Source organism: Aeromonas mytilicola subsp. aquatica (assembly GCF_044336385.1).
GTDB classification, from domain to species: domain Bacteria; phylum Pseudomonadota; class Gammaproteobacteria; order Enterobacterales; family Aeromonadaceae; genus Aeromonas; species Aeromonas rivipollensis.
Genome location: NZ_CP172298.1, coordinates 2,233,695 through 2,257,578, shown reverse-complemented (window position 1 = coordinate 2,257,578; position 23,884 = coordinate 2,233,695). Strand labels below are relative to the sequence as shown.

The following is a 23,884-nucleotide window of genomic DNA, read 5'->3' as shown; positions in this document are numbered from 1 at the left end:
ACAATGACAAGGGCGGCCGAGGCCGCCCTTGTCATTCTCTATCCGTCACTACCAGGTCAACGGGGCTCCCCCTGTCTTCTTATCTCCCCTTCCTGCACCTCTGCCGGACGGCCCAGCCGCAGCAGCCCCAGTTGCTGCGCCAGGGGCTGCAGCAAGACATCGTGATCCGAGGGATCGGGCAACCAGTAGCGCACCGGCCAGCCCGCTCGCAAGAGTACGGGGACCCGACTGCCCAGCTCACGCAATGCCAGCACGCAGCCGCGCTGGCTCAGTTTCTCCAGCAGCAGGGCATCCTCCGTCAGGGTCGGCAGCGCCAGGATCAGCGTTCGCTCTCCCAGGGGCGGCAGATAGGCCAGCACATGGGCCAGCTGGGACTGCTGATGGAGCATCAAGAGCAGCGGCAGCCGCTGTTCGGCGTCCGTCAGCAGCCGCGCCACCACAGGGCCCAGGATACCGCGCTCCTGCATCCAGTCCATGTCGCACACCTGCTGCCCCACCCGCCAGCGCAGGCTGATGCCCAGCACCTGTTGCCCCCGCTCGTCTTCCAGGGTCTCTGAGATGGTCTCCAGTGGCGAGGGCGCCGCCCCCGCCAACCACTCCCGCAGCTGGTGCAGCTGGCGCTGGCCCATGCTCAGGGAGGCCTTCATCGCCGGCTGGTACCAGATCAGGGTTGCGTTGTCCCGCTTGGCCTGGTTCAGCGCCAATATGGCCTGCTCCAGCAACTGATCCGCATCCTCTCCCTCAATGGCCCTGGCCACCCCGAAGCGGCAGGCCAGATCGAAGCTGCTCTCCCGGGTCACGAACTCGAACTGCAGCAGGCTCACCATGGCCTCCATCTCGGCTTCGAGACCGGGCTGCTCGCCGGCCAGGACCACGGCAAATTCATCTCCCCCCAGCCGGTAGGCCCGACCTGGATAGGCTTGCCGCAGCCTTGCGGCCACCGCCTGCAGCAGGCGATCACCGACCTGGTAGCCGAGCAGATCATTGACCTGCTTGAACCGCTTCAGATCCAGCACCACCAGGGCCTGGACACGGCCACGCTGCAGGGATTGCCTGAGCTGGCCCTGCAAGGCGCGGCGATTGCCCAGCCGGGTCATGGGGTCGAGCAGGGAGAGACGGCGATTCTGCAGATTGGTGCGGATCAGGGCAAACACCAGCACGCCCCCCATCACCAGCAGGATGAGTTGCCAGATCTGGATCCAGAACAGGCTCTGGCGCAGCTGATTGAGCGAGGCTTCCCGCTCCTGTCCGGAGAGGATCTGATCCCCTATCTGCTCCACCTGGCGGGTCAGCTCGGCAATCCGGGCCTGGGCACGATCGAGGGCCTCCCCCTCCTGCAGCGCACCGGCCTGTATCTGGGGCTCGAGCGCCTTGATCTCGTCAAACAGCCCGGCCAGCACAGTCCCCAGGCCATGGCGGGCGCGGGCATCTGCGGTCTCGCTGCTGATCAGGAACACATCCAGTCGATTCCACAGCAGATCGTAATCCAGGCTCAGGGCCTCCATCTCGAGGCCCCCCGCCCGATAGAGGCGCAAGCCATAGAGGAAGCGCTGGGACTCCAGCATGACCTGGCTGATGTTCCAGTGGGTGTTGCGATAGAAGATATCGACCAGCTGCTCGTGCCGACTCTGCAGCAGCAGCCCCCAGACGGAGGAGAACAGAAACAGCAGGGAGATGGCCGCCAGCAGCAGGTTATGACGGTGGCGACGAGTCACGGGATGACCTCGATGCGCACCAGTTGCCACACCATGAAGCTGTGAATGGGGGAGACATCGAATTCAGGGTATTCGGAGAAGGGCATCAGCAGCCAGACGGGTCCCTTGTTGCGACGGGTCAGCGGCTTGTCATCCTGATAGCGCACCAGGGTCAGCGGCACCTGGGCAAACGGGGCGAGATCGAACTGCTGCTGATAGCCATTGAGGCCAGTCACCCTGACATGAGTGACATCCTTGAGCCCCTGCGCCGCCAGCATCGCCTTCAGGGTCGGGCCACGATAGCGATGAACCCCGGCGGTCCAGGGAGTCGCGGTCTCGAACTCGGTCTGTGGCAAGGCGGCCAGCGCCGCCTCATCCAGGGGGATCTCCCGCTTGTCTGGCAGGATCAAGTGCAACAGTGGTGAAGAAGCGGTTGCCTGAGTGCCGAACGCCGTCAGCACCAGCAGAAGAAACGCGATTCCATGCTTGAAAATGTCCATATCCCTTGCGCCAGCTGCATCTTCTATTTTACGGGTCAGTTTGGCGGCTTCATTGAGTCAATGCAACTATGTTGTTACTCAATAGTTATGGCCCACGCATCTCCATCCAGTTATGACCGTCTATCTGCTTGGGCTGATGCACCCCGCAGCTTTGCAGCAATTCGTCCACGAAGGCGGGCACCAGCAGGGAGGCCGGGCCATAGCGCTTCTCGTCAAACTGGCTACCCACTTCGCTTGGCTCCAGGTTGAGTTCGACGGTGTGCGCACCATTGAGGCCCGCCTCATGGACGAAGCCTGCCGCGGGATAGACGGCCCCCGAGGTCCCTATGGAGATGAAGAGATCGCATTGCGCCAGGGCCGAGTAGATGCGATCCAGTCCGAGGGGCATCTCGCCAAACCAGACCACATGAGGCCGCAGCGGCTGCGGCAACTGGCAGCAGGAGCAGAGCTCGTGCTGGTGCAGATCCCCGCGCCACTCGATCACCTGTCCCGAGCCCGGGCAGCGCGCCTTGAGCAGCTCGCCGTGCATGTGGATGAGGTGCTTGCTGCCTGCACTCTCGTGCAGGTTGTCGATGTTCTGGGTGACCAGGGTCACTCGCCCCGGCAACAGGCGATCGAGGCGCGCCAGGGCATAGTGGGCAGGATTGGGGTGGATCTCGGCGCGTTGCAACTGATGGCGCCGCGCGTTGTAAAAGCGCTGAACCAGTTCGGGATCCCGGGCGTAACCCTCCGGAGTGGCCACGTCTTCCACCCTGTGCTCCTCCCACAGACCGTCGCAGGCCCTGAAGGTCTTGATACCGGATTCGGCCGAGATGCCGGCACCTGTGAGGATCACGATATGTTTGGCTGACTGCACCATGGTTGACTTCCTCCAACGGATCACAGGCTGACCTTAGCACAGCCGGCTGGCCCGGCACATTCGCCCTTGGTCTTAGGAATGCCGGGGCACCAGGGTGCCCAGTATGCTCAAGTCCAGCCTGACAAAGACCATCTCCCGCCCCGTCACCAGGGTCAGCGGCAGCCCCAGCCCCTTCAGCAGGGCCAGCATGGGGCGATTCTGGCCGAGCACCTCGGCGGTCCACTCGCGGATCCCCTCCCCGTGCGCCAGCAATGCCAGCGCCAGCAGGATGCGGCGCCCGGCCCCCCTATGCTGAAAATGATCCGCAACTATGCAGGAGAACTCCGCCCTGTCCGGGTGCAGACGCCGCCGGATGGACTGAGCCATGGCCAGCGGTGCCCCTTGTTCGTCGGTGAGCAGCAGCCCTATCTGGGGCGCTCTGGGGTAGTCGAGAAAGAAGGCGAGCTGATCGGCGGTGGCAGGCTGCTTGGCGCGCATGAATCGCAGGTAGACACTCTGCTCGCTCAGCGCCTCGTAGGCCGCCTTCAGCCGCTCGGGATCGGATCCTGCCAGCTCCTGCAGTCGGCAGGGGATGCCACCCACCTCCATCATCAGGGGCAGAGAGGCCCGCGAGTCGGGGTGTACCCAGCCCGCCAGCGCCCGTTGCAGACGCGACTCGTCGGGAGGCCAGCAAAGGTAGCGCGGCACGGGCTACCAGCGCCCCGCCATGCCGAGATCCTGCCACTGGGCAGGATCCTGGAGGTTGAAGGGATCGTCGAGATAGAGGGCCATGCCGAGCTCGCGAGCACGCTGGATGAAGCGGGCGAGCAGAGAGTCGGCGGCCATGGCCTCCAGCTCCGGCAGCAGATGCTGCCCCAGCAGCAGGCTCTGGATCGGCAGCCGCTCCAGCTGATCGAAAGGCAGGTGCTGGGCATTGTCCAGCAGCAGGGCCAGCCTGGCCCCGGCAAGACTCGCCTGCAGCACCAGGGCGAAGCGATCCGCCTGGTTCAGCAAGTTATCCCGCCGATGGATGACCAGGGTCAGCTCGCTCGCCTGCCTGCCATGCTGCTCCAGCCATGCCTTGAGGGGCTCCCAGTGAGGGGTCAGGCTGCTCACGGCCAGCCAGATTGGCAGGGGGCTGGAGGCCGCATCCGCCTGCAGGCCAAGCTGACCCCGCGCCCCTCCCTGCCAGCTGCGAATGGTGCGTTTCAGGCCACCCAGCCTGCGCTGGCGCTGCGGCCCCAGATAGAGCGCCTTGAGCAGGCGCAGCAGATCGTCGCTCTGCAGTGGCTTGGCCAGGGCAGCCAGCACATTGAAGCCGGCGTCGTGCAGCAGGCGTCTGGCGCCATCGATCAGGGTCTGATCGTGGGCGGACAGCAGTATGATGGGCAGGCCGCTGTGACGGTACTGGGGATGGCTCATCAGGAGACTGATGGCATCCTGTTCCGCCAGGCTGAGATCGCAGATCAGCAGCCCCACGCCCCCCTCTTCCAGCGCCTGCAGGCAGCCGTCGCCATCCTGCACCCAGTGGCAGGGAAGTCCCAGCATCTGGATCTCCTGCTGGATGCAGGCCCCCTGGAAGGGGTGATCCTCGAGCAGCAGGATCTGGAGCCGGGCTAGCCAGTCCCGCCACCCCTGTTCCCGCGCCTGCAACCCCTCAAGCCAGGGATCCGTCAGGCGGTAGATCCCCACCCCCGGGGTCTGCAGATGGGGCAGATAGTCGGCCCCCCCGTGGGAGGCGGGATCGAACAGGGCAATGGCCCCGGCGGCGAACAATCCCTCCCACTGCCAGCTTGTGTCCGGCCGGGTACGGTGCAGGCTGGCATAGGCCGGCAGGCCCGCCTCCTTTGCCGCCTGATGGGAGACGGCGTCCAGGGCATAGATGCTGACGGGGTGAAATACGGGTTCCTGGCTGACATCTGACTCCAGCAAGGCCAACAACTCTTCATCTGTGATGATCATCTCATGCTCTCTCGCCCAGTTGCCGGCAGACGTCTTCCACGGCCTGCTGCAATTCTTCCACCAAGGGGTGCCCGGGGGTGCGCTGCCAGCGCTCTATCACCTGTACCAGGGCGGCGGCCCCCACCATTTTGGCGGCCCCCTTCATCTTGTGTAAAGCCGTATTGAGGGCACCTTCATTCCCTGCCGTGACGCACCCCTCAATGTCGGCCAGATCCTGACGAGCCGACACCAGATAGAGGTTGATGAGCGCCGGGTTGAGCAGTGTCGTCATGGGGCTGGCCTTGACCGAGGTCTCCACCAGGGGCGCACTGCTGCGACCGGAGACGGAGCGCAGCAAGATGGCCAGCTCCTTCAGCAGGACGGGTTTGTCCAGATGGCCCTGGCAGCCGCAGTCGGCCAGACGCTGGGCCGCCTGCTCACTGAGATCGGCGGTGATCACATAGACGGGCAACTGCTGCCAGCGCGCCGAGGCCCGCAACTGCTTGCAGAGCTCGGCACCGTCCATCACCGGCATCTGCAGGTCGGTCAGCACCAGATCGACAGATTCCCGCCCCAGGATCTCGAGGGCCAGACGGCCATTGGCGGCGCTCAGCACCCGGGCGCCCAGCTGACTCAGCTGCATACTGATCAGCACCCGGTTCACCTCGTGATCTTCCACCAGGAGGACCCGCATGCCGGTGCCCGGCAGATCAGCGACCTCCCCGCTCCCCTGAACCAGCCTGGGTTGCAGCAGGCTCACCACGGCGCCCGGGATCCAGGGCTCCCCCTGCCAGGACCAGGCACGCAGTCCCTGTTCATCCTGGGTGGCGGCAAGGCCGGGCGCCGTCGCCTCCTCGGTCACGCCAAACTCGGCGAGCCAGGCCCGCACGTACGCCAGCTCCTCGGGGGGGAGCTGCAGGGAAATCTGTTTGAACCTTGGCTGCCAGGGCGCCTTCTCCTGCGTCTCTTTGAGGGGCCATGCGCAGATGAAGCGGCTGCCGCCAGTGGCCACCGGCTCGACCCGGATCTCCCCTCCCATCTGCTCCATCAGCTGGCGACAGATGGCCAGCCCCAAGCCGGTGCCCTGGGCCCTGAGCTGACCCAGCTCCTCCCCTTGCTCGAAGGGCTGGAACAACCGGGGCAGCAGCTCGGCACTGATGCCGGGCCCCTGATCGTCCACCCCGCACCAGACCCAGTCCCCGTGCCGGCGGGCCCAGAGCACCACCTCGCCATGCTCGCTGAACTTGATGGCGTTGGAGAGCAGGTTGTGCAACACCTGCTGCACCCTGTGGGGATCGAGCGCCATCAGGGCAGGCAGGGCCGGGTCCAGGTTGAGGCGCATCTGCAGGTGTTTGGAGCGCGCCTTGGACCAGTGCACCGCCGCCACATGCTCGCACAGCTCCACCAGATCGGTCGGCTGCAGGGTGAGCCGCAGCTGGCGGTTCTCGTTGCGGCTGAAATCGAGCACGTCGTTGAGCAGCCCGAGCAACTCGTTGCCCGCCTGCCTGACGTGCGCCAGCACCGAGGCCTGCTCCGCGGAGAGTTCGGTCTGATCCAGCCACTCCAGCAAGCCCAGGATGGCGTTCATGGGGGTGCGTATCTCGTGGCTCACGGCGGCGAGGAAGCGCCCCTTGGCGAGCACGGCCTGCTGGGCCTGCTCGTGGGAGAGTTGCAGAGAGTGCTCCTGCTCGACCCGGTTGGTCACATCTTGCACCACCCCAAAGACGCGCCACCCCTCCCCCTGACGGCGCCCCCTGCCGGAGAACTGCAGCCAGCGCGAGCCCTTGGTCGGATGCTGGTAGCGCAGCAGATGGGAGAAGGGGCGTCCTGCCTGCAACATGGTCAGCATGGGGGCGCGCATCTCCCGCCTGTCCTGGTGCGAGATGCGGGTGAGGGTCTCGTTGGGATTGAGACGGATCTGCTGGCTGGCCAGCCCCAGCAGCTCATGGCTGCCGCGGCTGACGAACTCCACCCGGGTGATGGCGCCGCCTTGCAGGGTGAACTGCAGCACCACTCCGGGCACCGTATTAGTGAGGGCCCGCAGGCGTCGCTCCGCCTGGCGCAGCAAGCGGGTGCGCTCGCGCAGGGCGCTGATGTCTGACAGGGCGATGAGATCCCCGGCCGGGGCCTGGGGCCCCAGGCGCAGCGGGATCTGGGCATAGGAGTAGACCTGATCCCGCAAGGCTATCTCCCCCTCAGCCCCTTGCAGCTGCGGGGACGGCAGGACGAGATCGGTGGCGTAGCGCGCCTCCATCCGTTTGGCACGCTTGTTGCGCTTGATCACCTCCCCCTTGTCATTGCGCAAGAACACGGGCACGGGCAGCGCCTGGAACAGGGACTCCCTGAACTTGCTCTCCAGCGCCAGCGCCTGCTCCGCCTTCTGGCGCTCACGCGCCTCCTGGGCCAGCTGCTGGCGGGAGCGCCAGATTGACCAGATCACCCCCGCGCTGATCAGGAGTGCCAGCAAAATGGAGCCAAGCCAGAAGCCGTAACTGACCCCCTCTTGCTGGTTCAGGACGAGGCGCCGCCAACGCTGGACCAGTTCGCTCACCTGGCGATCGTTGATTGTCGTCAGGCTCTGCTCCAGCACCCCGGCGAGCCTTGGCTGATCCCGCCTGATGGCAAAGCCGAGGCCAAACACCTCAGGCAGCTCCGTGATGCTCAGCTCGCTCAGCTGGTTGTTGCGCAGCGGGTATTGCAGTTGATAGAGCTCGGCCAGCATGGCATCGGCCTCACCGCTCTGCACCGCCGCCAGCCCTTGCAGCAGGTTGTCGGTCACCCCCCAGTCGTGTTGCCCGAACCGGGCCAGCAGGCTGGTGTCGTACAGCATGCGGGGCACGACCACCTTGCCCTTGACCTCGGCAAGGGCGTGATAAGCCCCCCCCTTGCGGCTGACCAGGGCATAGCGACTGGTTGCCACCGCACGGGTGAACTCGAACTCCTCGTGCAGCGTCGGGGACTCCAGCAGACCGGCCATCATGGCAGCCTCCCCGCTGCGCAGCCTGGCAAGCGCCTCCTCCTTGCTGGCAACGGGGATAAGTTCGAAATTCAGCCCCGTCTGGCGGCTCACCTCCCGCAGCACATCGCCGCTCCAGCCGATGAGCTCACCCTGCTGGTTGACGCCGCTATAGGGCATGAAGCCGGGATCCGCCACCAGCTTGATGGTGCGCGCGCTGCCAACGAGCCAGGCCTGCTCCTTGTCGGTAAAGTGCAAGGGGTTGATGTCCTGCTCGCTCTGGGGCAGATAGCGCCCCAGATCCCGATAGAGGCTGCCCGGCGGCAGGAAGCGGATCGCCGTGTCTATCAGCTCCTGCAACTGCGGCTTGTCAGCCATCATCAACCGGTAGCTGATCACCAGATCGTCGCTGCGCATCCGCCGCAGGCGAAGCCCCTCGTCCGGGAACTCCCGCATCAGGTAACGCAGTTGCAGATAGTCACCGAGGTAGGCGCTGCCCCTGCCCGCCACCAGGGCCCCGTACCAGTTTTCGGCATCGGTCAGGAGCAGCTGGGACGAGTGGGGATAGAGCCGCCGCAGGGTCTCCTCTGCCTGCCAGATGGGCGAGACCAGGAAGGTCGCCTGCTCGAGCTCCCCCCGATAGAGGATGGCGGACTCCGCCTCCAGCATGGCCCGGCTCAAGGCCGTGCCATGCATGGTCTCCCGGGTTGGGCCCACATGGGGGATGAGATCGCACTGCCCGCGCTGCAAACCCTGCAGGGTCGCCGCCCAGTTGGGCAATTTTTCGAAACGCAGCGGCACCGGCAGTTGCAGGGCCAGTCGTTTCATCTGATCGATGAGCAGGCCCCCCTGCGCTTCCAGATAGGGGGGGCGCTGCAGGGCCGGGTAGCAGAAAGTCAGCCCGGTGAGCGTATCGGCATAGGCCTGGGTCTCGGCTGACAGGGGAAGCGTGGCGGCACGCAGCGGCAAGGCCAGCAGCGCACCAAACAGGAAGAGGGTCTTTATCATCGAAACGCAAAAGCCAGGCGGTTGCCTGGCTTTTCATCACTCATTGGGTTCAACATTTTCTACCCTGGCCTTGAGCTTCTGGCCAGGCCGGAAGGTCACCACGCGACGGGCGCTGATGGGAATATCCTCGCCCGTCTTGGGGTTACGTCCGGGACGCTGGTTCTTCTCACGAAGATCAAAGTTACCGAAGCCTGAAATCTTGACTTGTTCACCGCGCTCGAGCGCCTGTCTGATTTCCTCAAAGAAGGCTTCCACCATGTCTTTGGCTTCACGCTTGCTCATCCCGAGCTGGGTGAACAGGTGCTCTGCAATGTCGGCTTTGGTAAGCGCCATAGATCAATCCCTCAAGGATGCATTCAACTCTTCACCAAGGGCCCGCACGACATTGTCTACGGTCTCGGCAATCTCTTTCTCCTCCAGGGTGCGCTGGGTGTCTTGCAACACTAGACTGATGGCCAGGCTCTTCTTGTCCTCTGCCATACCAGCACCCTGGTATACGTCGAACAAGTTTATTCCAACTAACTGATTTCCGCCAACTTTTTTAATTACTGCCAGGACGTCACCGGCCAGAACCGCAACGTCGACCACCACGGCGATGTCACGGCGATTGGCCGGGAAGCGGGAAACTTCGGCCGCAACCGGCACCTTGGCAGGGGTCAGCTTGTCCAGTTCCAGCTCGAACATCACGGCACGGCTCTTGAGACCCAGCTTCTTCTCGAGGCTCGGGTGGATCACGCCGATGTGGCCGATGACGGCGCCATTGCGCAGTATGGCCGCGCTCTGACCAGGATGCAGGGCGCTGTGCTCGGTGCGCTCGAAGCTGAAAGTAGCCCCTTCGGCGGTGAGATCCAGCACTGCTTCCAGATCCCCTTTCAAATCAAAGAAGTCGCTGCCACGGCTCTTGACGTCCCAGTGCTCGTCGCTCTGGTTGCCGGTGATGATGCCGGCCAGCATGGGCTCCTGACGGATGCCGTTCTCGGCGCTCGCGTCCTTGATGAAACGCAGACCCTGCTCGAACAGACGCACACGGCCCTGCTGGCGGTTCTGGTTGTAGACCACAGCCTGCACCAGACCCGGGAAGAGCGACACCCGCATGGCGGACATCTCGACCGAGATGGGGTTCGGCAGCACGATGGCATCGCTCTGGGGGAACAGGGTCTGCTGGGCCTTGGGATCCACGAAGCTGTAGGTGATCGCTTCCTGGAAGCCTCTGTCGACCAGCAGGTCACGCACCCGCTTGAGGGTCACCTGGCCTTCGGCCTGCTCCACCATCGCCAGGGAGGCGGCGGGTTTCAGGTTCGGGATCTTGTTGTAGCCGTAGATGCGGGCCACTTCCTCGATGAGATCTTCCTCGATGGCGATGTCGAAACGCCAGGAGGGGGCCAGTGCGGTCCAGCCGTCGGCGTCCACCGTCACCTGCATGCCGAGGCGAGTCAGGATCTCGAGCACCTGGGCGTCGGCCACGCTGATGCCGATCACCTTGTCGAGCTTGGTGCGGCGCAGCTTGATGGGGGCAGCCTTGGGCAGATGGGCATCGGATTTGACTTCGATGACCGGACCCGCTTCGCCGCCGCAGATATCCAGCAGCAGGCGGGTGGCTCTGTCCATCACCTTGGCTTGCAGCTCGGGATCGACCCCGCGCTCGAAGCGGTGGGAAGAGTCGGTGTGCAGACCGTAGGCACGGGCACGACCGGTGATGGAGAGCGGCGCGAAGAAGGCGCACTCCAGCAGGATGTCGGTGGTGGTCTCGGACACACCGGTGCGATCGCCGCCGAAGATACCGGCCATGCAGGCAGGGCCTTGTGTATCGGCAATCACCAGGGTGTTGTCTTTGAGCTTCACCTCGGTACCGTCGAGCAGAGTCATGGGCTCATCAGCCTTGGCGCGGCGCACCACCAGCTCCCCTTCCAGCTTGGCCAGATCGAAGGCGTGCATCGGCTGACCGAATTCCAGCAGCAGGAAGTTGGTGATGTCGACGATGGCGTCGATGGAGCGAATGCCGCCACGGCGCAGCTTCTCTTGCATCCAGAGCGGGCTCTGCGCTTGCAAGTTCAGCCCCTTGATGACGCGGCCGAGGTAGCGCGGGCAATCGGCTGGCGCTTCAACCCGGATCGGGAAGCTGGCGTCGATAGTGGCAACAGCTGGCGCCCAGGTCGGCTCGACCACGTCCACGCTGTTGAGCACGCCAATCTCGCGGGCAAGCCCGGCGATACCCAGGCAATCGGCCCGGTTCGGAGTCAGATCCACGTCGATGGCGACGTCGTTCAGATTGAGGTAGTCGCGAATGTCGGTGCCGATGGGGGCATCAAGTGGCAGCTCTATGATGCCGTCCGCTTCCACCTCGATACCCAGCTCGCTGAAGGAGCAGAGCATGCCGTGAGACGGCTGGCCACGCAGCTTGGCTTTCTTGATGGTGAAATCACCCGGCAGGGTCGCCCCCACCTTGGCCACGCAGACTTTCAGGCCGGTGCGGCAGTTCGGCGCGCCGCAGACGATGTCCAGCAGATCGCTTTCGCCCACGTTGACCTTGGTCACCCGCAGCTTGTCGGCGTCCGGATGCTGGGCACACTCGACCACTTCACCCACAACCACGTTGTTGAACTGGCCAGCCACCGCTTCCACGGCGTCCACTTCCAGGCCGGCCATGGTGATCTGCTCGGCCAGTGCGTTGTCACTCAACTCGGTGCGGACCCACTCCATCACCCAGGATTTACTGAATTTCATGTTCTCTCGCCCTTACTTGAACTGCTTGAGGAAGCGCAGATCGTTTTCGAAGAAGGCACGCAGGTCATTGACCCCGTAGCGCAGCATGGTCAGGCGCTCGACGCCCATGCCGAAGGCAAAACCGGAGTATTTTTCCGGATCTATGCCGACCGAACGCAGCACGTTCGGGTGCACCATGCCGCAGCCCAGCACTTCCAGCCACTTGCCGTTCTTGCCCATCACGTCCACTTCGGCACTCGGCTCGGTGAACGGGAAGTAGGAAGGACGGAAGCGAATGGTCAAGTCTTCCTCGAAGTAGTTGCGCAGGAAGTCGTGCAGTATGCCCTTCAGCTCGGTAAAGCTGGCATTCTCGTCCACCAGCAGACCTTCGACCTGATGGAACATCGGGGTGTGGGTCATGTCGTAGTCGTTACGATAGACGCGACCCGGCGCAATGATGCGAATTGGCGGCTGTTGCTGCTGCATGGTGCGGATCTGCACACCTGAGGTGTGGGTACGCAGCATCAGATCGGGATTGAAGTAGAAGGTATCGTGATCGGTCCGCGCCGGGTGATGAGCCGGAATGTTCAGCGCATCGAAGTTGTGGAAGCCATCTTCAATCTCGGGACCGCGCTCGACCTTGAAACCCATCTCGCCAAACAGGCGCTCGATGCGTTCAATGGTACGGGTCACCGGGTGCAGGCCACCGTTCTCGATGCGGCGACCCGGCAGGCTGATGTCGATGGTCTCGGCGGCCAGCTTCTGGTTCAGCACGGCAACTTCGAGGGCTTCACGACGCGCGTTCAAGGCATCCTGAACCAGCTGCTTGGCCTGGTTGATCACGGCGCCTGCGGCGGGACGCTCCTCAGGCGAAAGGGCGCCGAGGCCCTTCATCTGCTCGGTGAAAAAGCCCTTTTTACCCAGATATTTGACCCGGATTTCGTCGAGGGCGGCGATGTCGCTTACGCCCTCAATTTCGGCCTTGGCCTGGCCGACTACTTCTTCAAGCTGTTGCATGTCTTCCTCGTCACCACTCCCGATACAGGAGCCTTTAGGCTAAATAAGGTCAAGAGGGGAATAATACAAAAAAAGCCCCTTGGCTGACCATAGTTATGGCGGGCTTTTCTCCCTATAAATCATTTTGTTATATCAAGCGAGTCTCAAGCTCTCCCCCGCCCGCTTCAATTTCTGATGTTCGACCTTGGTTTGTTGGCATATCAGACATTTTCGCATCAGCCACCAAGACGGATGCCGCTATACGGCACAACATCCTGAAAGCAAAAAACGGGCAACAAAAAAGGAGGCCTGAGCCTCCTTTTATCTTTCATAACAGAACCGGATTAAACCAGAGCTGCTTTGGCCTTTTCAACCAGGGCGGTGAAAGCCAGCTTGTCGTGAACGGCGATATCGGACAGGATCTTGCGATCGATCTCGATAGAAGCCTTCTTCAGACCGTCGATCAGACGGCTGTAGGACAGACCGTTCTGACGGGCTGCAGCGTTGATACGCGCAATCCACAGCTGACGGAACTGACGCTTCTTCTGGCGACGGTCACGGTAGGCATACTGACCAGCTTTGGTTACCGCTTGTACCGCTACGCGGTAGACACGGGAACGGGCGCCGTAGTAACCCTTGGCGGCTTTCATTACTTTCTTGTGACGAGCGCGAGCAGTCACACCACGTTTAACTCTTGGCATTTTTCACATCCCCCTTATGCGTACGGCAGACAAGCGACAACACGTTTGTGGTCGGCAGCAGAAACCATGAACTTCGGCCCCAGCTTACGCTTACGCTTACTGCTCTTCTTGGTCAGGATGTGACGCAGGTGGTTATGCTTGCACTTGAAGCGACCTGAGCCAGTCTTCTTGAAGCGCTTTGCAGCACCCCGGTTGGTTTTCATCTTCGGCATTTCATACTCCGCATTGTGAGTGACAACAAAATCGCAAGGCGAACCGACTCATGGGGCGAACCCATGAGTCAATTTCTTGTGGGCCTTAAGATTTCTTCTTGGGTGCGAGGACCATCACAGCTTGACGGCCTTCGACTTTCGGGAACGACTCGACTACGGCCAACTCTTCCAGATCGTTCTTGACTCGCTCCAGAACCTTGATACCAAGATCCTGGTGGGCCATTTCACGACCACGGAAGCGCAGGGTGACCTTCGCCTTGTCCCCGTCTTCCAGAAAGCGAACCAGGTTGCGTAGTTTTACCTGATAGTCGCCTTCGTCAGTGCCAGGACGGAATTTGATTTCCTTTACCTGGACGACTTTCTGCTTTTTCTTCTGTTCTTTGGTGGTTTTGCTCTTTTCGTAGAGGAATTTGCCGTAATCCATGATTCGGCAAACGGGCGGCTCAGCGTTAGGACTGATCTCGACCAGATCCACTCCGGCTTCAAGGGCCAAGTTCAGTGCATCCTGAATGGTAGTGATGCCAATGGCCTCACCGTCCAAACCAGTCAGACGAACTTCTTTCAGACGGATCTCTTCATTGATCCGGTGAGCGCGGGCTTGCGGTTGCTTGCCCAGTTTTTTTCCGCCTTTTATAGCTTATTCCTCCACTTTCTTTTGTCCGCGGGTCTGAACTTCCTGGGTTAACAGAGCTATCAGCTCTTCAACAGGATAAGAACCCAGGTCAGCCCCTTTACGAGTCCGTACTGCAATCTTGCCGGCTTCTACTTCTTTATCGCCGCAGACCAGCATGAAAGGCACTCGCTTCAAAGTATGCTCGCGGATTTTAAAGCCAATCTTCTCATTTCTCAAGTCCGCTTTTGCGCGAAGGCCCGCATCATTCAATGCCTTGGCAACTTTCACCGCATAATCGGCCTGATTATCCGTGATATTCATGACCACGGCCTGAGTCGGTGCCAGCCAGGTCGGGAACAGTCCGGCGTACTCTTCGGTCAGGATACCGATGAAACGCTCGAGGGACCCGAGAATGGCCCGGTGGATCATCACGGGTACGTGACGTTCGTTGTCTTCGCCCACATAAGTGGCGCCAAGACGGCCCGGCAAGGCAAAATCGAGCTGCACGGTACCACACTGCCACGCACGATCAAGACAATCGTGCAGGGTGAATTCGATCTTGGGACCGTAGAACGCCCCCTCCCCCGGCTGCAGATCGTACTTCAGACCGTTTAGCACCAGGGCTTCAGCCAGGGCGGCTTCCGCGCGATCCCAGGCTTCATCGGAACCGATGCGCTGCTCCGGACGGGTGGAGAGCTTGACCACGATGTTTTCGAAGCCAAAGGTGCCGTAGACGTCATAGACCATGCGAATACAGGCCGAGACCTCTTCCATGATCTGATCTTCGGTACAGAAGATGTGCGCGTCATCCTGGGTGAAGCCACGCACCCGCATCAGACCATGCAGGGAGCCAGAGGGTTCGTTGCGGTGGCAGGAGCCGAACTCGGCCATGCGCAGGGGCAAGTCCCGGTAGGACTTCAGACCCTGGTTGAAGATCTGCACGTGACCCGGGCAGTTCATCGGCTTGATGGCGTACTCGCGGTTCTCGGACTGGGTGGTGAACATGGCCTGGGCATACTTCTCCCAGTGGCCGGAGCGTTCCCACAGCACGCGATCCATCATGAAGGGGCCTTTCACCTCCTGATAGTCGTACTCCTTGAGCTTGCCGCGGATGAAGGTTTCCAGCTCACGGAAGATGGTCCAGCCATCATTGTGCCAGAACACCATGCCGGGGGCCTCTTCCTGCATGTGGTACAGGTCGAGCTGCTTGCCGATCTTGCGGTGGTCGCGCTTGGCGGCCTCTTCGAGACGCTGAAGGTAGGCCTTGAGCTGCTTCTTGTCGGCCCAGGCGGTGCCGTAGATGCGCTGCAGCATCTTGTTGTTGGAGTCGCCGCGCCAGTAGGCGCCGGACATCTTCTGCAGCTTGAAGTGGTGGCAGTGACGCATGTTCGGCACGTGGGGGCCGCGACACATGTCGACGTACTCTTCGTGGTGATAGAGACCGGGCTGGTCATCACGGGCGATGTTCTGATCCAGGATCTCGACCTTGTAGGTCTCGCCGCGGGCCTCGAACACGTCGCGCGCCTCCTGCCAGGAGACCTTCTTCTTGACGACGTCGTAATCCTTGGCGGCCAGCGCCAGCATGCGCTCTTCCAGGGCAGCCAGATCTTCATCGGTCAGGGTGCGGTCGAGATCAACGTCGTAGTAAAAACCGTTGTCGATCACAGGACCTATGGCCATCTTGGTCTGGGGCCAGAGTTGCTTGATGGCATGACCCAGCAGGTGGGCACAGGAGTGGCGCAGAATGTCCAGACCGTCTTCGTCTTTGGCGGTGATGATGGCCAGGGAGGCATCGGCTTCGATCAGCTCGCACGCATCCACAAGTTCACCGTTCACCCGGCCGGCAATGCACGCCTTGGCGAGACCGGGACCTATGTCGGCGGCGACGTCCATGACGGAAACGGCGTGGGGAAATTGACGTTGGCTGCCGTCAGGCAGAGTAATGATTGGCATTAGGTGTTTCCTTATACAGTGGTGCCCCCTACCAAAGGGCACATGCAGGTTGGAGAAAACCTTTCATTTCAAGCAGTTCACTCCTGAGTTTCACCGTTCACAATACGGTTGGTACACAGCAGTGGTACACACCCTCTTGGGTGTGCAAGGCCATCAATTGACAGGTACAGCGGAGGATTGTATCAGACGTCACGACTCAGACAAGTTGCCTTGCCGATTTTGTATACCATGGAAGGGGAAAGCGAGGTGCGCCGTCATCAGCTGATTTGCCTGGTGTCACAGAGGCAATCGGGACGGTGCACATGCGATGCGGGTCCCGTGGCGCCCTCTCTGTGCTAGGGTTCCAGTGAGGCGTCTGCCTGAGCAAGGAGAGCATGATGTACACCTATGAGATTTCGTTTCCGGAGCATGCGGAGAAGATTGTCCACCCGGACCACCTGCTGACGACACACTGCCCCGTCCATCTCGGGGAGCTGGTGATCCTGAGCGATGGCAGCAAGCGAGAGGTATGCAGCATAGTGCACAGCGCCGATCGCAGTACCCTCTATGTCACCGACGTAACACCGGGCAAGATCACCGCCAGCCGCTGAGGGGCTAACCCTCCCCCAGCAGTGACTGGCCATTGAAATCGAAGGCGCTGCGACCCTCTTCGGCCAGCGCCAGCTCCTGCAATACCGTCAACGCCAGCTTGTTGCCCTTTTGCGAGGTCTGATAGAGCCACTGCTTGGCCTCGGCCATGTCGACCCGGCCGTTGGCCCCCATCAGATGCAGCACCCCCACCTTGAGCATGGCGGGTACGTCCCCGTTGCGGGCAGCCCGCTCCATCCAGTGAAAGGCGATACGCAGATCCCGTGGCACACCGACCCCGCGCAGATAGAGCTCCGCCAGCCGGTACTGGCCAAACGAATCCCCCGCCTCGGCGGACTGACGATAGAGTCGGATGGCCTGCGCCAGATCCTGTTCGCTCCCCTGCCCCAGCTCATGACTCCACCCCATCAGCGCCTGCGCCCTGGGTTGACCCTGCTCGGCCAATGGCTGCCAGATGCCGGTCGCCTGCTCGAAGTGACCTACCCGCCAGGCGCGGTTGGCCGCTGCCAGCTCCTGCTCGGTAGAGAGCGGGAGCAGACGCCAGGCGACTAGGGCAATGACGCAGATAAACAGCCAGCGGTAAGTGGTGGGGTTCATGACGATTTCCGTGATCCAGTTCGCATTTTGTTTATGTAAACGAAATGTAGCGACAGATCAAGCAAGAGATCCCGTTCTTTGGCCGAGTGAAATAAGGGAAGACTGGCCGGACTTGATGTTTGGCACTATCCCGAGCAGAATGACTGTATATATAAACAGTGCATGGTGTGATGAGATGGCAGGACGAGGCAGCACCCACAATATCGAACACCGTTTCAGCGGCCCGCAGATCGATGCCGTCGAGGATGGCTGGCAAGCCGTGGAATGGGAGGCGGCATTTCGTGCGTCCCAGCCCCGAACCGAGGTGCGGGAGATCCAGGCCAAGAGCATCATCAGCCACAACCTCTCGCCGGATGTCCCCTTCGGTCGCTCCATCAATCCCTATCAGGGGTGCGAGCACGGCTGCATCTACTGCTATGCCAGACCCAGCCACGCCTACCTCGAGCTCTCCCCCGGCCTGGATTTCGAGACCCGGCTGTTCGCCAAGCTCAATGCCGCCGCGCTGCTGCGCCGGGAGTTTGCCAAGCCCAGTTATCAACCGCAGACCATAGTGCTCGGGGCCAATACCGATCCCTACCAGCCCATAGAGCACCACTATCGCCTCACCCGCGAGCTGCTGGAGGTGATGCTGGCCCATCGCCACCCGGTGGGGATCATCACCAAGAGCGCCATGATATTGCGCGATCTCGATCTGCTGGCCGAGCTGGCCCGGGAGGGGCTGTGCCAGGTAATGGTGTCTGTCACCACCCTGAACGAGACGCTGAGGCGACAGCTGGAGCCCCGCGCCAGCACGGGCGCGGGTCGGCTCAAGGTCATAGAGAAGCTGGCCCAGGCCGGGATACCTGTGGGGGTGCTGGCGGCCCCCATGATCCCGAGGCTCAACGAGCCCGAGCTGGAGCAGATCATCAAGGGCGCCGTGGAGGCAGGCGCCGGCTGCGCCGACTATATCCTGCTGAGACTGCCCCACGAGCTGACCACCTTGTTTTGCGACTGGCTGGAGGAGCACTACCCTGGCCAAAAGGAGGCCATCCTGAACCAATTGCGGGCAAGCAGAGGGGGGACGCTCAACAGCCCCGCCTTCGGTACCCGCATGCGCGGAGAGGGGCAGTTCGCCGACTTGCTCGCCCAGCGCTTTCGCCTCATCAGCAAGCGCCTTGGTTTGGGCAAGCGCCACGTGCAGCTCAATGTGGAGCACTTCTTGCGCCCCAACGAGCAGTTGCGCCTGTTCTGATGGTTGCGGCTATCTCTGATCAGCCCCTGGGCCTGGGCGGATGAGGGCGCACCGGCTTGCCCTGTGCTATCAGCTCGGCGGGCAGGCGCGATGGCTCATAAGCGACCTCCTCCTGCTCGCTGTGCGCCAATGCCTTGGCATCCTCTCCCCACATCCGGCTCCACCAGATCTCCCACATGCTCCAACTGGTCATCCCCTGCTCCTTCTGGATGATATTGCCAATACCGGGCTCGGGCATGGTCATGCCCCCACCTGAACAGCCGCAGTCTGTCCCGCCGGGATGACAGCCAGATGACGTCGGGATGAAGGATTGGGTATGGGTATGGGTATGAGAATGAACTGGCGCCCAGACTTGGGCAGAGTGGCGCCCTCACGTCGATGTGGCTCGGAAGAATTCGGGTGGATCGCCACGGCGGGAGCGAACGGCGACAAGGGCAGGACAAATAAAAAGAGCGACCCAAGGGCCGCTCTTTTTTATCGAGGCAGGTAACGATTATTCGTCGTCAGCCACACCCTCTTCGCTGGAGCCAGCATCCTCGGCAGCACCGGCGTCTGGCGCAGTCTCTGCCCCTTCCACCTGCTCGCCGTCGATGGCCATGCCCTCAGTGACCAGAGCGTCGTTTTCTTCCTCGTCGCTCTCGGCGATGCGCTGCAGGCCGACCACTGTCTCGTCTTCACCGGTACGGATCAGACGGACACCGCCGGTGTTGCGGCCAATGACGCTCACCTCGGCAACGCGAGTACGGACCAGGGTGCCGCCGTTGGTGATCAGCATGATCTGGTCGGTATCTTCGACCTGGATCGCATCGATCACCTTGCCGTTGCGCTCGTCCACCTTGATGGAGCGAACGCCCTGGGTACCACGGCTCTTGGTCGGGTACTCTTCGAGTGCGGTACGCTTGCCGTAACCGTTCTCGGTGGCGGTGAGGATGGCCCCGATCCCGCGCGGAACGATAAGGGAAACCACCTTGTCGCCAGCGGCCAGCTTGATGCCGCGGACACCGGCGGCGGTACGACCCATGGGACGTACGCCCTTGAAGGTGCCCTTGCTTTCGGTGCCTTCAGTGCCTTCGCCGTTGTCGCTGCCATCATCGTCGTTGCCGGCGTCGTCGTCGGTCTCGACGTCATCGCTGGCATCCGCATCGGCTACATCGGCGCGACCGCTGCCTTCAGCGAAGCGAACCACCTTGCCCGCGTCGGAGAACAGCATGATCTCGTTGCTGCCGTCGGTGATGTCCACCCCGATCAGCTCATCACCCTCTTTGAGGTTGATGGCGCGAATACCGGAGGAGAGCGGACGGCTGAAGTCGGACAGGCTGGTCTTCTTCACGGTACCGTTGGCGGTGGCGAAGAAGACGTACTTGTCGGCATCATATTCCTTCACCGGCAGTATGGCGGTGATGCGCTCACCCTCTTCCAGCGGCAGCAGGTTGATGATGGGACGACCACGGGCGCCACGGGACGCTTCCGGCAGCTGATAGACCTTGAGCCAGTAGACCTTGCCACGGGTGGAGAAGCACAGAATGGTGTCGTGGGTGTTGGCCACCAGCAGACGCTCCACAAAGTCCTCTTCCTTGATCCGGGTGGCCGACTTGCCACGACCACCGCGGCGCTGGGCCTCGTAGTCGGAGAGCGGCTGATACTTCACATAGCCCTGGTGAGACAGGGTGACTACCACGTCTTCCGGGGTGATCAGATCTTCGATGTTGATCTCGGCACTGGACATGCTGATCTCGGTGCGACGCTCGTCGCCATACTGCTCGCGCACGGCCAGCAGTTCATCGCGGATCACTTCCATCAGGCGTTCCGGGCTTGCCAGGATGAACAGCAGCTCGGCGATGAGATCCAGCAGAGATTGGTACTCTTCCAGGATCTTCTCGTGCTCGAGGCCGGTCAGCTTGTGCAGACGCAGGTCAAGGATGGCCTGTGCCTGGATCTCGGTCAGGAAGTACTGCCCTTCACGGATACCGAATTCCGGCTCCAGCCACTCCGGCCGTGCCGCGTCGTCGCCCGCTTTTTCCAGCATGGCGGCCACGTTGCCGAGTTCCCAGCCCTTGGCAACCAGGCCCGCTTTCGCATCCGCCGGGGTCGCACTGTGGCGGATCAGCTCGATGATAGGGTCTATGTTGGCCAGCGCCACCGCCAGACCTTCCAGGATGTGGGCCCGATCCCGCGCCTTGCGCAGTTCGAACACAGTCCGGCGAGTCACCACCTCACGGCGGTGCAGCAGGAAGGCATCCAGGATCTCTTTGAGATTCATCACCTTGGGCTGGTTGTTATCGAGCGCCACCATGTTGATGCCGAACGTGGTCTGCATCTGGGTGTGCTTGTAGAGATTGTTCAGCACAATCTCGCCGGACTCGCCGCGTTTGATCTCGATAACGATGCGCATGCCGTCTTTGTCAGACTCATCGCGCAGGGCACTGATGCCCTCGACCTTTTTCTCTTTGACCAGCTCGGCGATCTTCTCGATCAGCCGCGCCTTGTTCACCTGATAGGGGATCTCGTGAACGATGATGGTCTCGCGACTCGTCTTCTCGTCCACTTCCACCTCGGCCTTGGCCCGCACATAGACGGAGCCGCGACCGGTGCGGTAGGCCTGTATGATGCCGGAACGCCCGTTGATGATGCCGCCGGTGGGGAAATCGGGCCCGGTGACATAGGTCATCAGCTCGTCAATGGTGAGGGCGCCATTCTCGATCAACGCCAGACAGCCGTTGACTATCTCGGTGAGGTTATGAGGAGGAATGTTGGTCGCCATGCCCACCGCGATACCGGAGGAGCCGTTGATCAACAGGGTGGGTACCTTGGTGGGCATGACAGCCGGGATCATCTCGGTGCCGTCGTAGTTCGGCACCCAGTCCACAGTCTCTTTGTCCAGATCGGCCAGCAACTCGTGGGAGATGCGCGCCATCCGCACTTCGGTGTAACGCATGGCCGCAGCGTTGTCGCCATCGACCGAGCCGAAGTTGCCCTGACCATCGACCAGCATGTAACGCATGGAGAAATCCTGCGCCATCCGGACAATGGTGTCATACACGGCGCTGTCGCCGTGCGGGTGATATTTACCGATTACGTCACCGACCACACGGGCCGATTTCTTATAGGGCTTGTTCCAGTCGTTCCCCAACTCGTTCATAGCAAACAGAACGCGGCGGTGAACCGGTTTCAAGCCATCACGCACATCCGGCAGAGCTCGTCCTACGATCACGCTCATGGCGTAATCCAGATAGGAACTCTTGAGCTCTTCTTCGATGTTGACCGGCGTGATCTCTCTGGCCAGATCGCTCATAGAAAGCCTTAATCCCTAATTAGTTGTTCTTTGGCTTAAACAGCGCGACATGGTAACACACTGAGCCAAATACCTTAAGCCACAAATCCGGGTAACACGTCGGGCTGGTGTGACCAAGTCCGTCCGTTATAATGCCCGCCAGGACAATAGATTGCGCGCGCCCTGCCCGCTGCGCGCCCTGCCACAGGATCATCAAAAAATGAACAGTGATGCCAATGTCGATCTGACAGAAATCGCCAAATTTGAAGCCATCGCCTCCCGCTGGTGGGACATGGAGGGCGAGTTCAAACCCCTGCATCAAATCAACCCGGTGCGCCTTGACTGGATCACCGACAAGAGCGGCGGCCTGTTTGGCAAACGCGTGCTCGACATCGGCTGCGGTGGCGGCATCCTCTCCGAGAGCATGGCCCGCCGTGGTGCTCGCGTGACCGGCATCGACATGGGCAAGGAGCCCCTCGGGGTCGCCCGTCTGCACGCCCTGGAACAGGGGGTGGAGCTCGAATACCGCCAGATGACCGCCGAGGCCCACGCGGACGAGGCCCCTGGCCAGTATGATGTGGTCACCTGCATGGAGATGCTGGAGCACGTGCCGGATCCCGCGTCCGTGCTGCGCGCCATCGCCACCCTGGTGCGCCCGGGGGGCAAGGTGTTCGTCTCCACCATCAATCGCAACCCGAAAGCCTACCTGATGATGATCCTGGGGGCCGAGTACCTGCTGAAGATGGTCCCCAAGGGCACCCACGACCACAAAAAATTCATCACTCCCGCCGAGCTGTGTCGCATGGGTGAAGCCGCGGGCCTCTTGGTGCGGGATATGAGCGGGGTGCACTACGCACCGCTCTCCAACAGCTTCAAGCTCGGCAAGAACGTCGACGTCAACTACATGGTGGCCTTCGTGCGCCCGGAGTCAATCTGATGAGCACCGACAAGGCGCCCCTGCGCTGCGTGCTGTTCGATCTCGACGGCACCCTGCTCGACACGGCCCCGGATCTGGGTGCCGCCGTCAACCATGTGTTGATAAGCGAGGGCTTTGCCCCGCTGCCCGAGGCCATCATCCGCCAGACCACCTCCCACGGGGCCCTCGGGCTGCTCAGGGCGGGCCTCGGCGACGAACTGCTGGAAGAGCTGGGGGCCACGCGCCTTCGCACCGCCCTGCTCGACCATTACGCGGCCAACCTCTGCGTCGGCACCCGCCCCTATGAGGGGATGCTGGATCTCATCGAGTGGCTCGATGAGAAGAAGCTGCCCTGGGGCATAGTCACCAACAAGCCGGGCTTTCTCACCGAGCCGCTCTTGGCGGCCCTGCCGGCGCTGGCCAGCTGTGGCGTCACCGTCAGTGCCGATACCCTGCCGGTGCGCAAGCCCGACCCCGCCCCCATGTTCTATGCCTGCGAGCGGCTCGGGGTCGAGGCGAGCCACTGCCTCTACGTGGGGGATCATGTGCGTGATATAGAGGCGGGACGCAACGCCGGCATGCGTACCGCTGTGGCGGGCTGGGGCTATCTGAGCGATGACGAGGATACCGCCGACTGGGGTGCCGATCTGCAGTTCGACACCGTGCAGGCCCTCCACCATTGGCTGCGCTACGAGCTGAGCTGAGCCAGCACAACATAACGCTATAGATGGATCATCCGGGCAGCTTTAGCGTCAGAGGGTTCCCAGATGAGCACCGAGCTCATTCACCGAGCCGCACAATGGCAATGACAGGGGGCGCAGATGCGCCCCCTGTTTTGAGGGGATGACAAGTGCGTGCCTGCGGGGACAGGACAGCTTTTGACCCTGGCTGCACAAGGGATAACCAGGCTGAATTTGCTAGTAAAAACACCCTCTTTTCGCAAGCAAAAAAAGTTATTTAAATTTTCCATCTTCGATCATCGGACTTGCATTTGCCGGATCGGACGGATGAAAACCCACTCACTGTGAGCAGTCACTAACTCGAGCCCGAACACCCACAATTTATCCACAGCTAATGCGTTATCCACAGATTGCAATGCCGTGCCGACCTCACTATCTTGTAGTTCGAATTTAAAATAACACTATATCTTGTGATTCATGGCGCAC

General features: G+C 61.7%; 20 protein-coding genes. 4 read left to right on the top strand and 16 right to left on the bottom strand.

Annotated elements, in window-relative coordinates; translation table 11 throughout:
* Window positions 1-56: 56 nt before the first annotated feature.
* The 13 genes from ACFWHB_RS10415 to thrS all read right to left on the bottom strand — a co-directional run bounded on the left by ACFWHB_RS10415 (window position 57) and on the right by thrS (window position 16,115).
* Window positions 57-1,715: a GGDEF domain-containing protein gene (locus ACFWHB_RS10415; RefSeq protein WP_395950118.1), complete on the bottom strand. Its 1,659-nt coding sequence runs from the start codon at window positions 1,713-1,715 to the stop codon at window positions 57-59.
* Complete coding sequence (locus ACFWHB_RS10410) at window positions 1,712-2,194, bottom strand: hypothetical protein (protein ID WP_139743864.1); 483 nt, start codon at window positions 2,192-2,194, stop codon at window positions 1,712-1,714. The genes ACFWHB_RS10415 and ACFWHB_RS10410 overlap by 4 nt, the downstream gene beginning before the upstream one ends.
* 85 nt (window positions 2,195-2,279) lie before the next feature.
* Entirely contained in the window at window positions 2,280-3,053 is a 774-nt protein-coding gene (gene cobB, locus ACFWHB_RS10405; protein WP_395950117.1) for a Sir2 family NAD+-dependent deacetylase, read from the bottom strand.
* A 72-nt stretch (window positions 3,054-3,125) separates the two neighbouring features.
* Window positions 3,126-3,740 (bottom strand): GNAT family N-acetyltransferase, encoded by a 615-nt coding sequence (locus ACFWHB_RS10400; protein ID WP_395950116.1) that lies wholly within the window; start codon window positions 3,738-3,740, stop codon window positions 3,126-3,128.
* A gap of 3 nt (window positions 3,741-3,743) precedes the next feature.
* Complete coding sequence (locus ACFWHB_RS10395) at window positions 3,744-4,994, bottom strand: response regulator (RefSeq protein ID WP_395950115.1); 1,251 nt, start codon at window positions 4,992-4,994, stop codon at window positions 3,744-3,746.
* 1 nt (window position 4,995) lies between these two features.
* Window positions 4,996-8,919: an ATP-binding protein gene (locus ACFWHB_RS10390; protein ID WP_395950195.1), complete on the bottom strand. Its 3,924-nt coding sequence runs from the start codon at window positions 8,917-8,919 to the stop codon at window positions 4,996-4,998.
* A gap of 54 nt (window positions 8,920-8,973) precedes the next feature.
* The gene (gene ihfA, locus ACFWHB_RS10385; protein ID WP_005300715.1) at window positions 8,974-9,270 is read right to left on the bottom strand and encodes an integration host factor subunit alpha; all 297 of its coding nucleotides are present in this window, start codon (window positions 9,268-9,270) and stop codon (window positions 8,974-8,976) included.
* Window positions 9,271-9,273: 3 nt separating this feature from the next.
* Entirely contained in the window at window positions 9,274-11,661 is a 2,388-nt protein-coding gene (gene pheT, locus ACFWHB_RS10380) for a phenylalanine--tRNA ligase subunit beta (protein WP_395950114.1), read from the bottom strand.
* A gap of 12 nt (window positions 11,662-11,673) precedes the next feature.
* Window positions 11,674-12,657 (bottom strand): phenylalanine--tRNA ligase subunit alpha, encoded by a 984-nt coding sequence (pheS, locus tag ACFWHB_RS10375; protein WP_395950113.1) that lies wholly within the window; start codon window positions 12,655-12,657, stop codon window positions 11,674-11,676.
* 323 nt (window positions 12,658-12,980) lie between these two features.
* The gene (gene rplT, locus ACFWHB_RS10370; protein ID WP_010674800.1) at window positions 12,981-13,337 is read right to left on the bottom strand and encodes a 50S ribosomal protein L20; all 357 of its coding nucleotides are present in this window, start codon (window positions 13,335-13,337) and stop codon (window positions 12,981-12,983) included.
* Between the two features lie 14 nt (window positions 13,338-13,351).
* Window positions 13,352-13,549, bottom strand: a complete 198-nt coding sequence (rpmI, locus tag ACFWHB_RS10365) for a 50S ribosomal protein L35 (RefSeq protein ID WP_005315535.1) — start codon at window positions 13,547-13,549, stop codon at window positions 13,352-13,354.
* Window positions 13,550-13,634: 85 nt separating this feature from the next.
* Entirely contained in the window at window positions 13,635-14,165 is a 531-nt protein-coding gene (gene infC, locus ACFWHB_RS10360) for a translation initiation factor IF-3 (protein ID WP_205597183.1), read from the bottom strand.
* Window positions 14,166-14,186: 21 nt separating this feature from the next.
* Entirely contained in the window at window positions 14,187-16,115 is a 1,929-nt protein-coding gene (gene thrS, locus ACFWHB_RS10355) for a threonine--tRNA ligase (RefSeq protein WP_043131783.1), read from the bottom strand.
* A 374-nt stretch (window positions 16,116-16,489) separates the two neighbouring features.
* Here thrS and ACFWHB_RS10350 point away from each other — a divergent pair, with 374 nt between their 5' ends.
* On the top strand, window positions 16,490-16,705 hold the full coding sequence (locus tag ACFWHB_RS10350) for a hypothetical protein (RefSeq protein ID WP_139743859.1): 216 nt from the start codon (window positions 16,490-16,492) through the stop codon (window positions 16,703-16,705).
* Window positions 16,706-16,709: 4 nt separating this feature from the next.
* Here ACFWHB_RS10350 and ACFWHB_RS10345 read toward each other — a convergent pair whose 3' ends face one another.
* On the bottom strand, window positions 16,710-17,300 hold the full coding sequence (locus ACFWHB_RS10345) for a tetratricopeptide repeat protein (RefSeq protein ID WP_395950112.1): 591 nt from the start codon (window positions 17,298-17,300) through the stop codon (window positions 16,710-16,712).
* Window positions 17,301-17,475: 175 nt separating this feature from the next.
* On the opposite strand from ACFWHB_RS10345, the gene ACFWHB_RS10340 reads away from it, so the two are divergent.
* On the top strand, window positions 17,476-18,531 hold the full coding sequence (locus tag ACFWHB_RS10340; RefSeq protein ID WP_395950111.1) for a PA0069 family radical SAM protein: 1,056 nt from the start codon (window positions 17,476-17,478) through the stop codon (window positions 18,529-18,531).
* A gap of 19 nt (window positions 18,532-18,550) precedes the next feature.
* On the opposite strand, the gene ACFWHB_RS10335 is transcribed toward ACFWHB_RS10340, so the two are convergent.
* Window positions 18,551-18,775, bottom strand: coding sequence for a hypothetical protein (locus ACFWHB_RS10335; RefSeq protein WP_395950110.1), 225 nt, complete (start codon window positions 18,773-18,775; stop codon window positions 18,551-18,553).
* A 249-nt stretch (window positions 18,776-19,024) separates the two neighbouring features.
* Window positions 19,025-21,823 (bottom strand): DNA topoisomerase (ATP-hydrolyzing) subunit A, encoded by a 2,799-nt coding sequence (gene gyrA / locus ACFWHB_RS10330; RefSeq protein ID WP_395950109.1) that lies wholly within the window; start codon window positions 21,821-21,823, stop codon window positions 19,025-19,027.
* Window positions 21,824-22,022: 199 nt separating this feature from the next.
* Here gyrA and ubiG point away from each other — a divergent pair, with 199 nt between their 5' ends.
* Both ubiG and ACFWHB_RS10320 read left to right on the top strand, forming a co-directional pair.
* Entirely contained in the window at window positions 22,023-22,739 is a 717-nt protein-coding gene (gene ubiG / locus ACFWHB_RS10325) for a bifunctional 2-polyprenyl-6-hydroxyphenol methylase/3-demethylubiquinol 3-O-methyltransferase UbiG (RefSeq protein ID WP_163148837.1), read from the top strand.
* Window positions 22,739-23,422: an HAD family hydrolase gene (locus ACFWHB_RS10320; RefSeq protein ID WP_395950108.1), complete on the top strand. Its 684-nt coding sequence runs from the start codon at window positions 22,739-22,741 to the stop codon at window positions 23,420-23,422. Before ubiG ends, ACFWHB_RS10320 begins: the two co-directional genes overlap by 1 nt.
* Window positions 23,423-23,884: the final 462 nt, after the last annotated feature.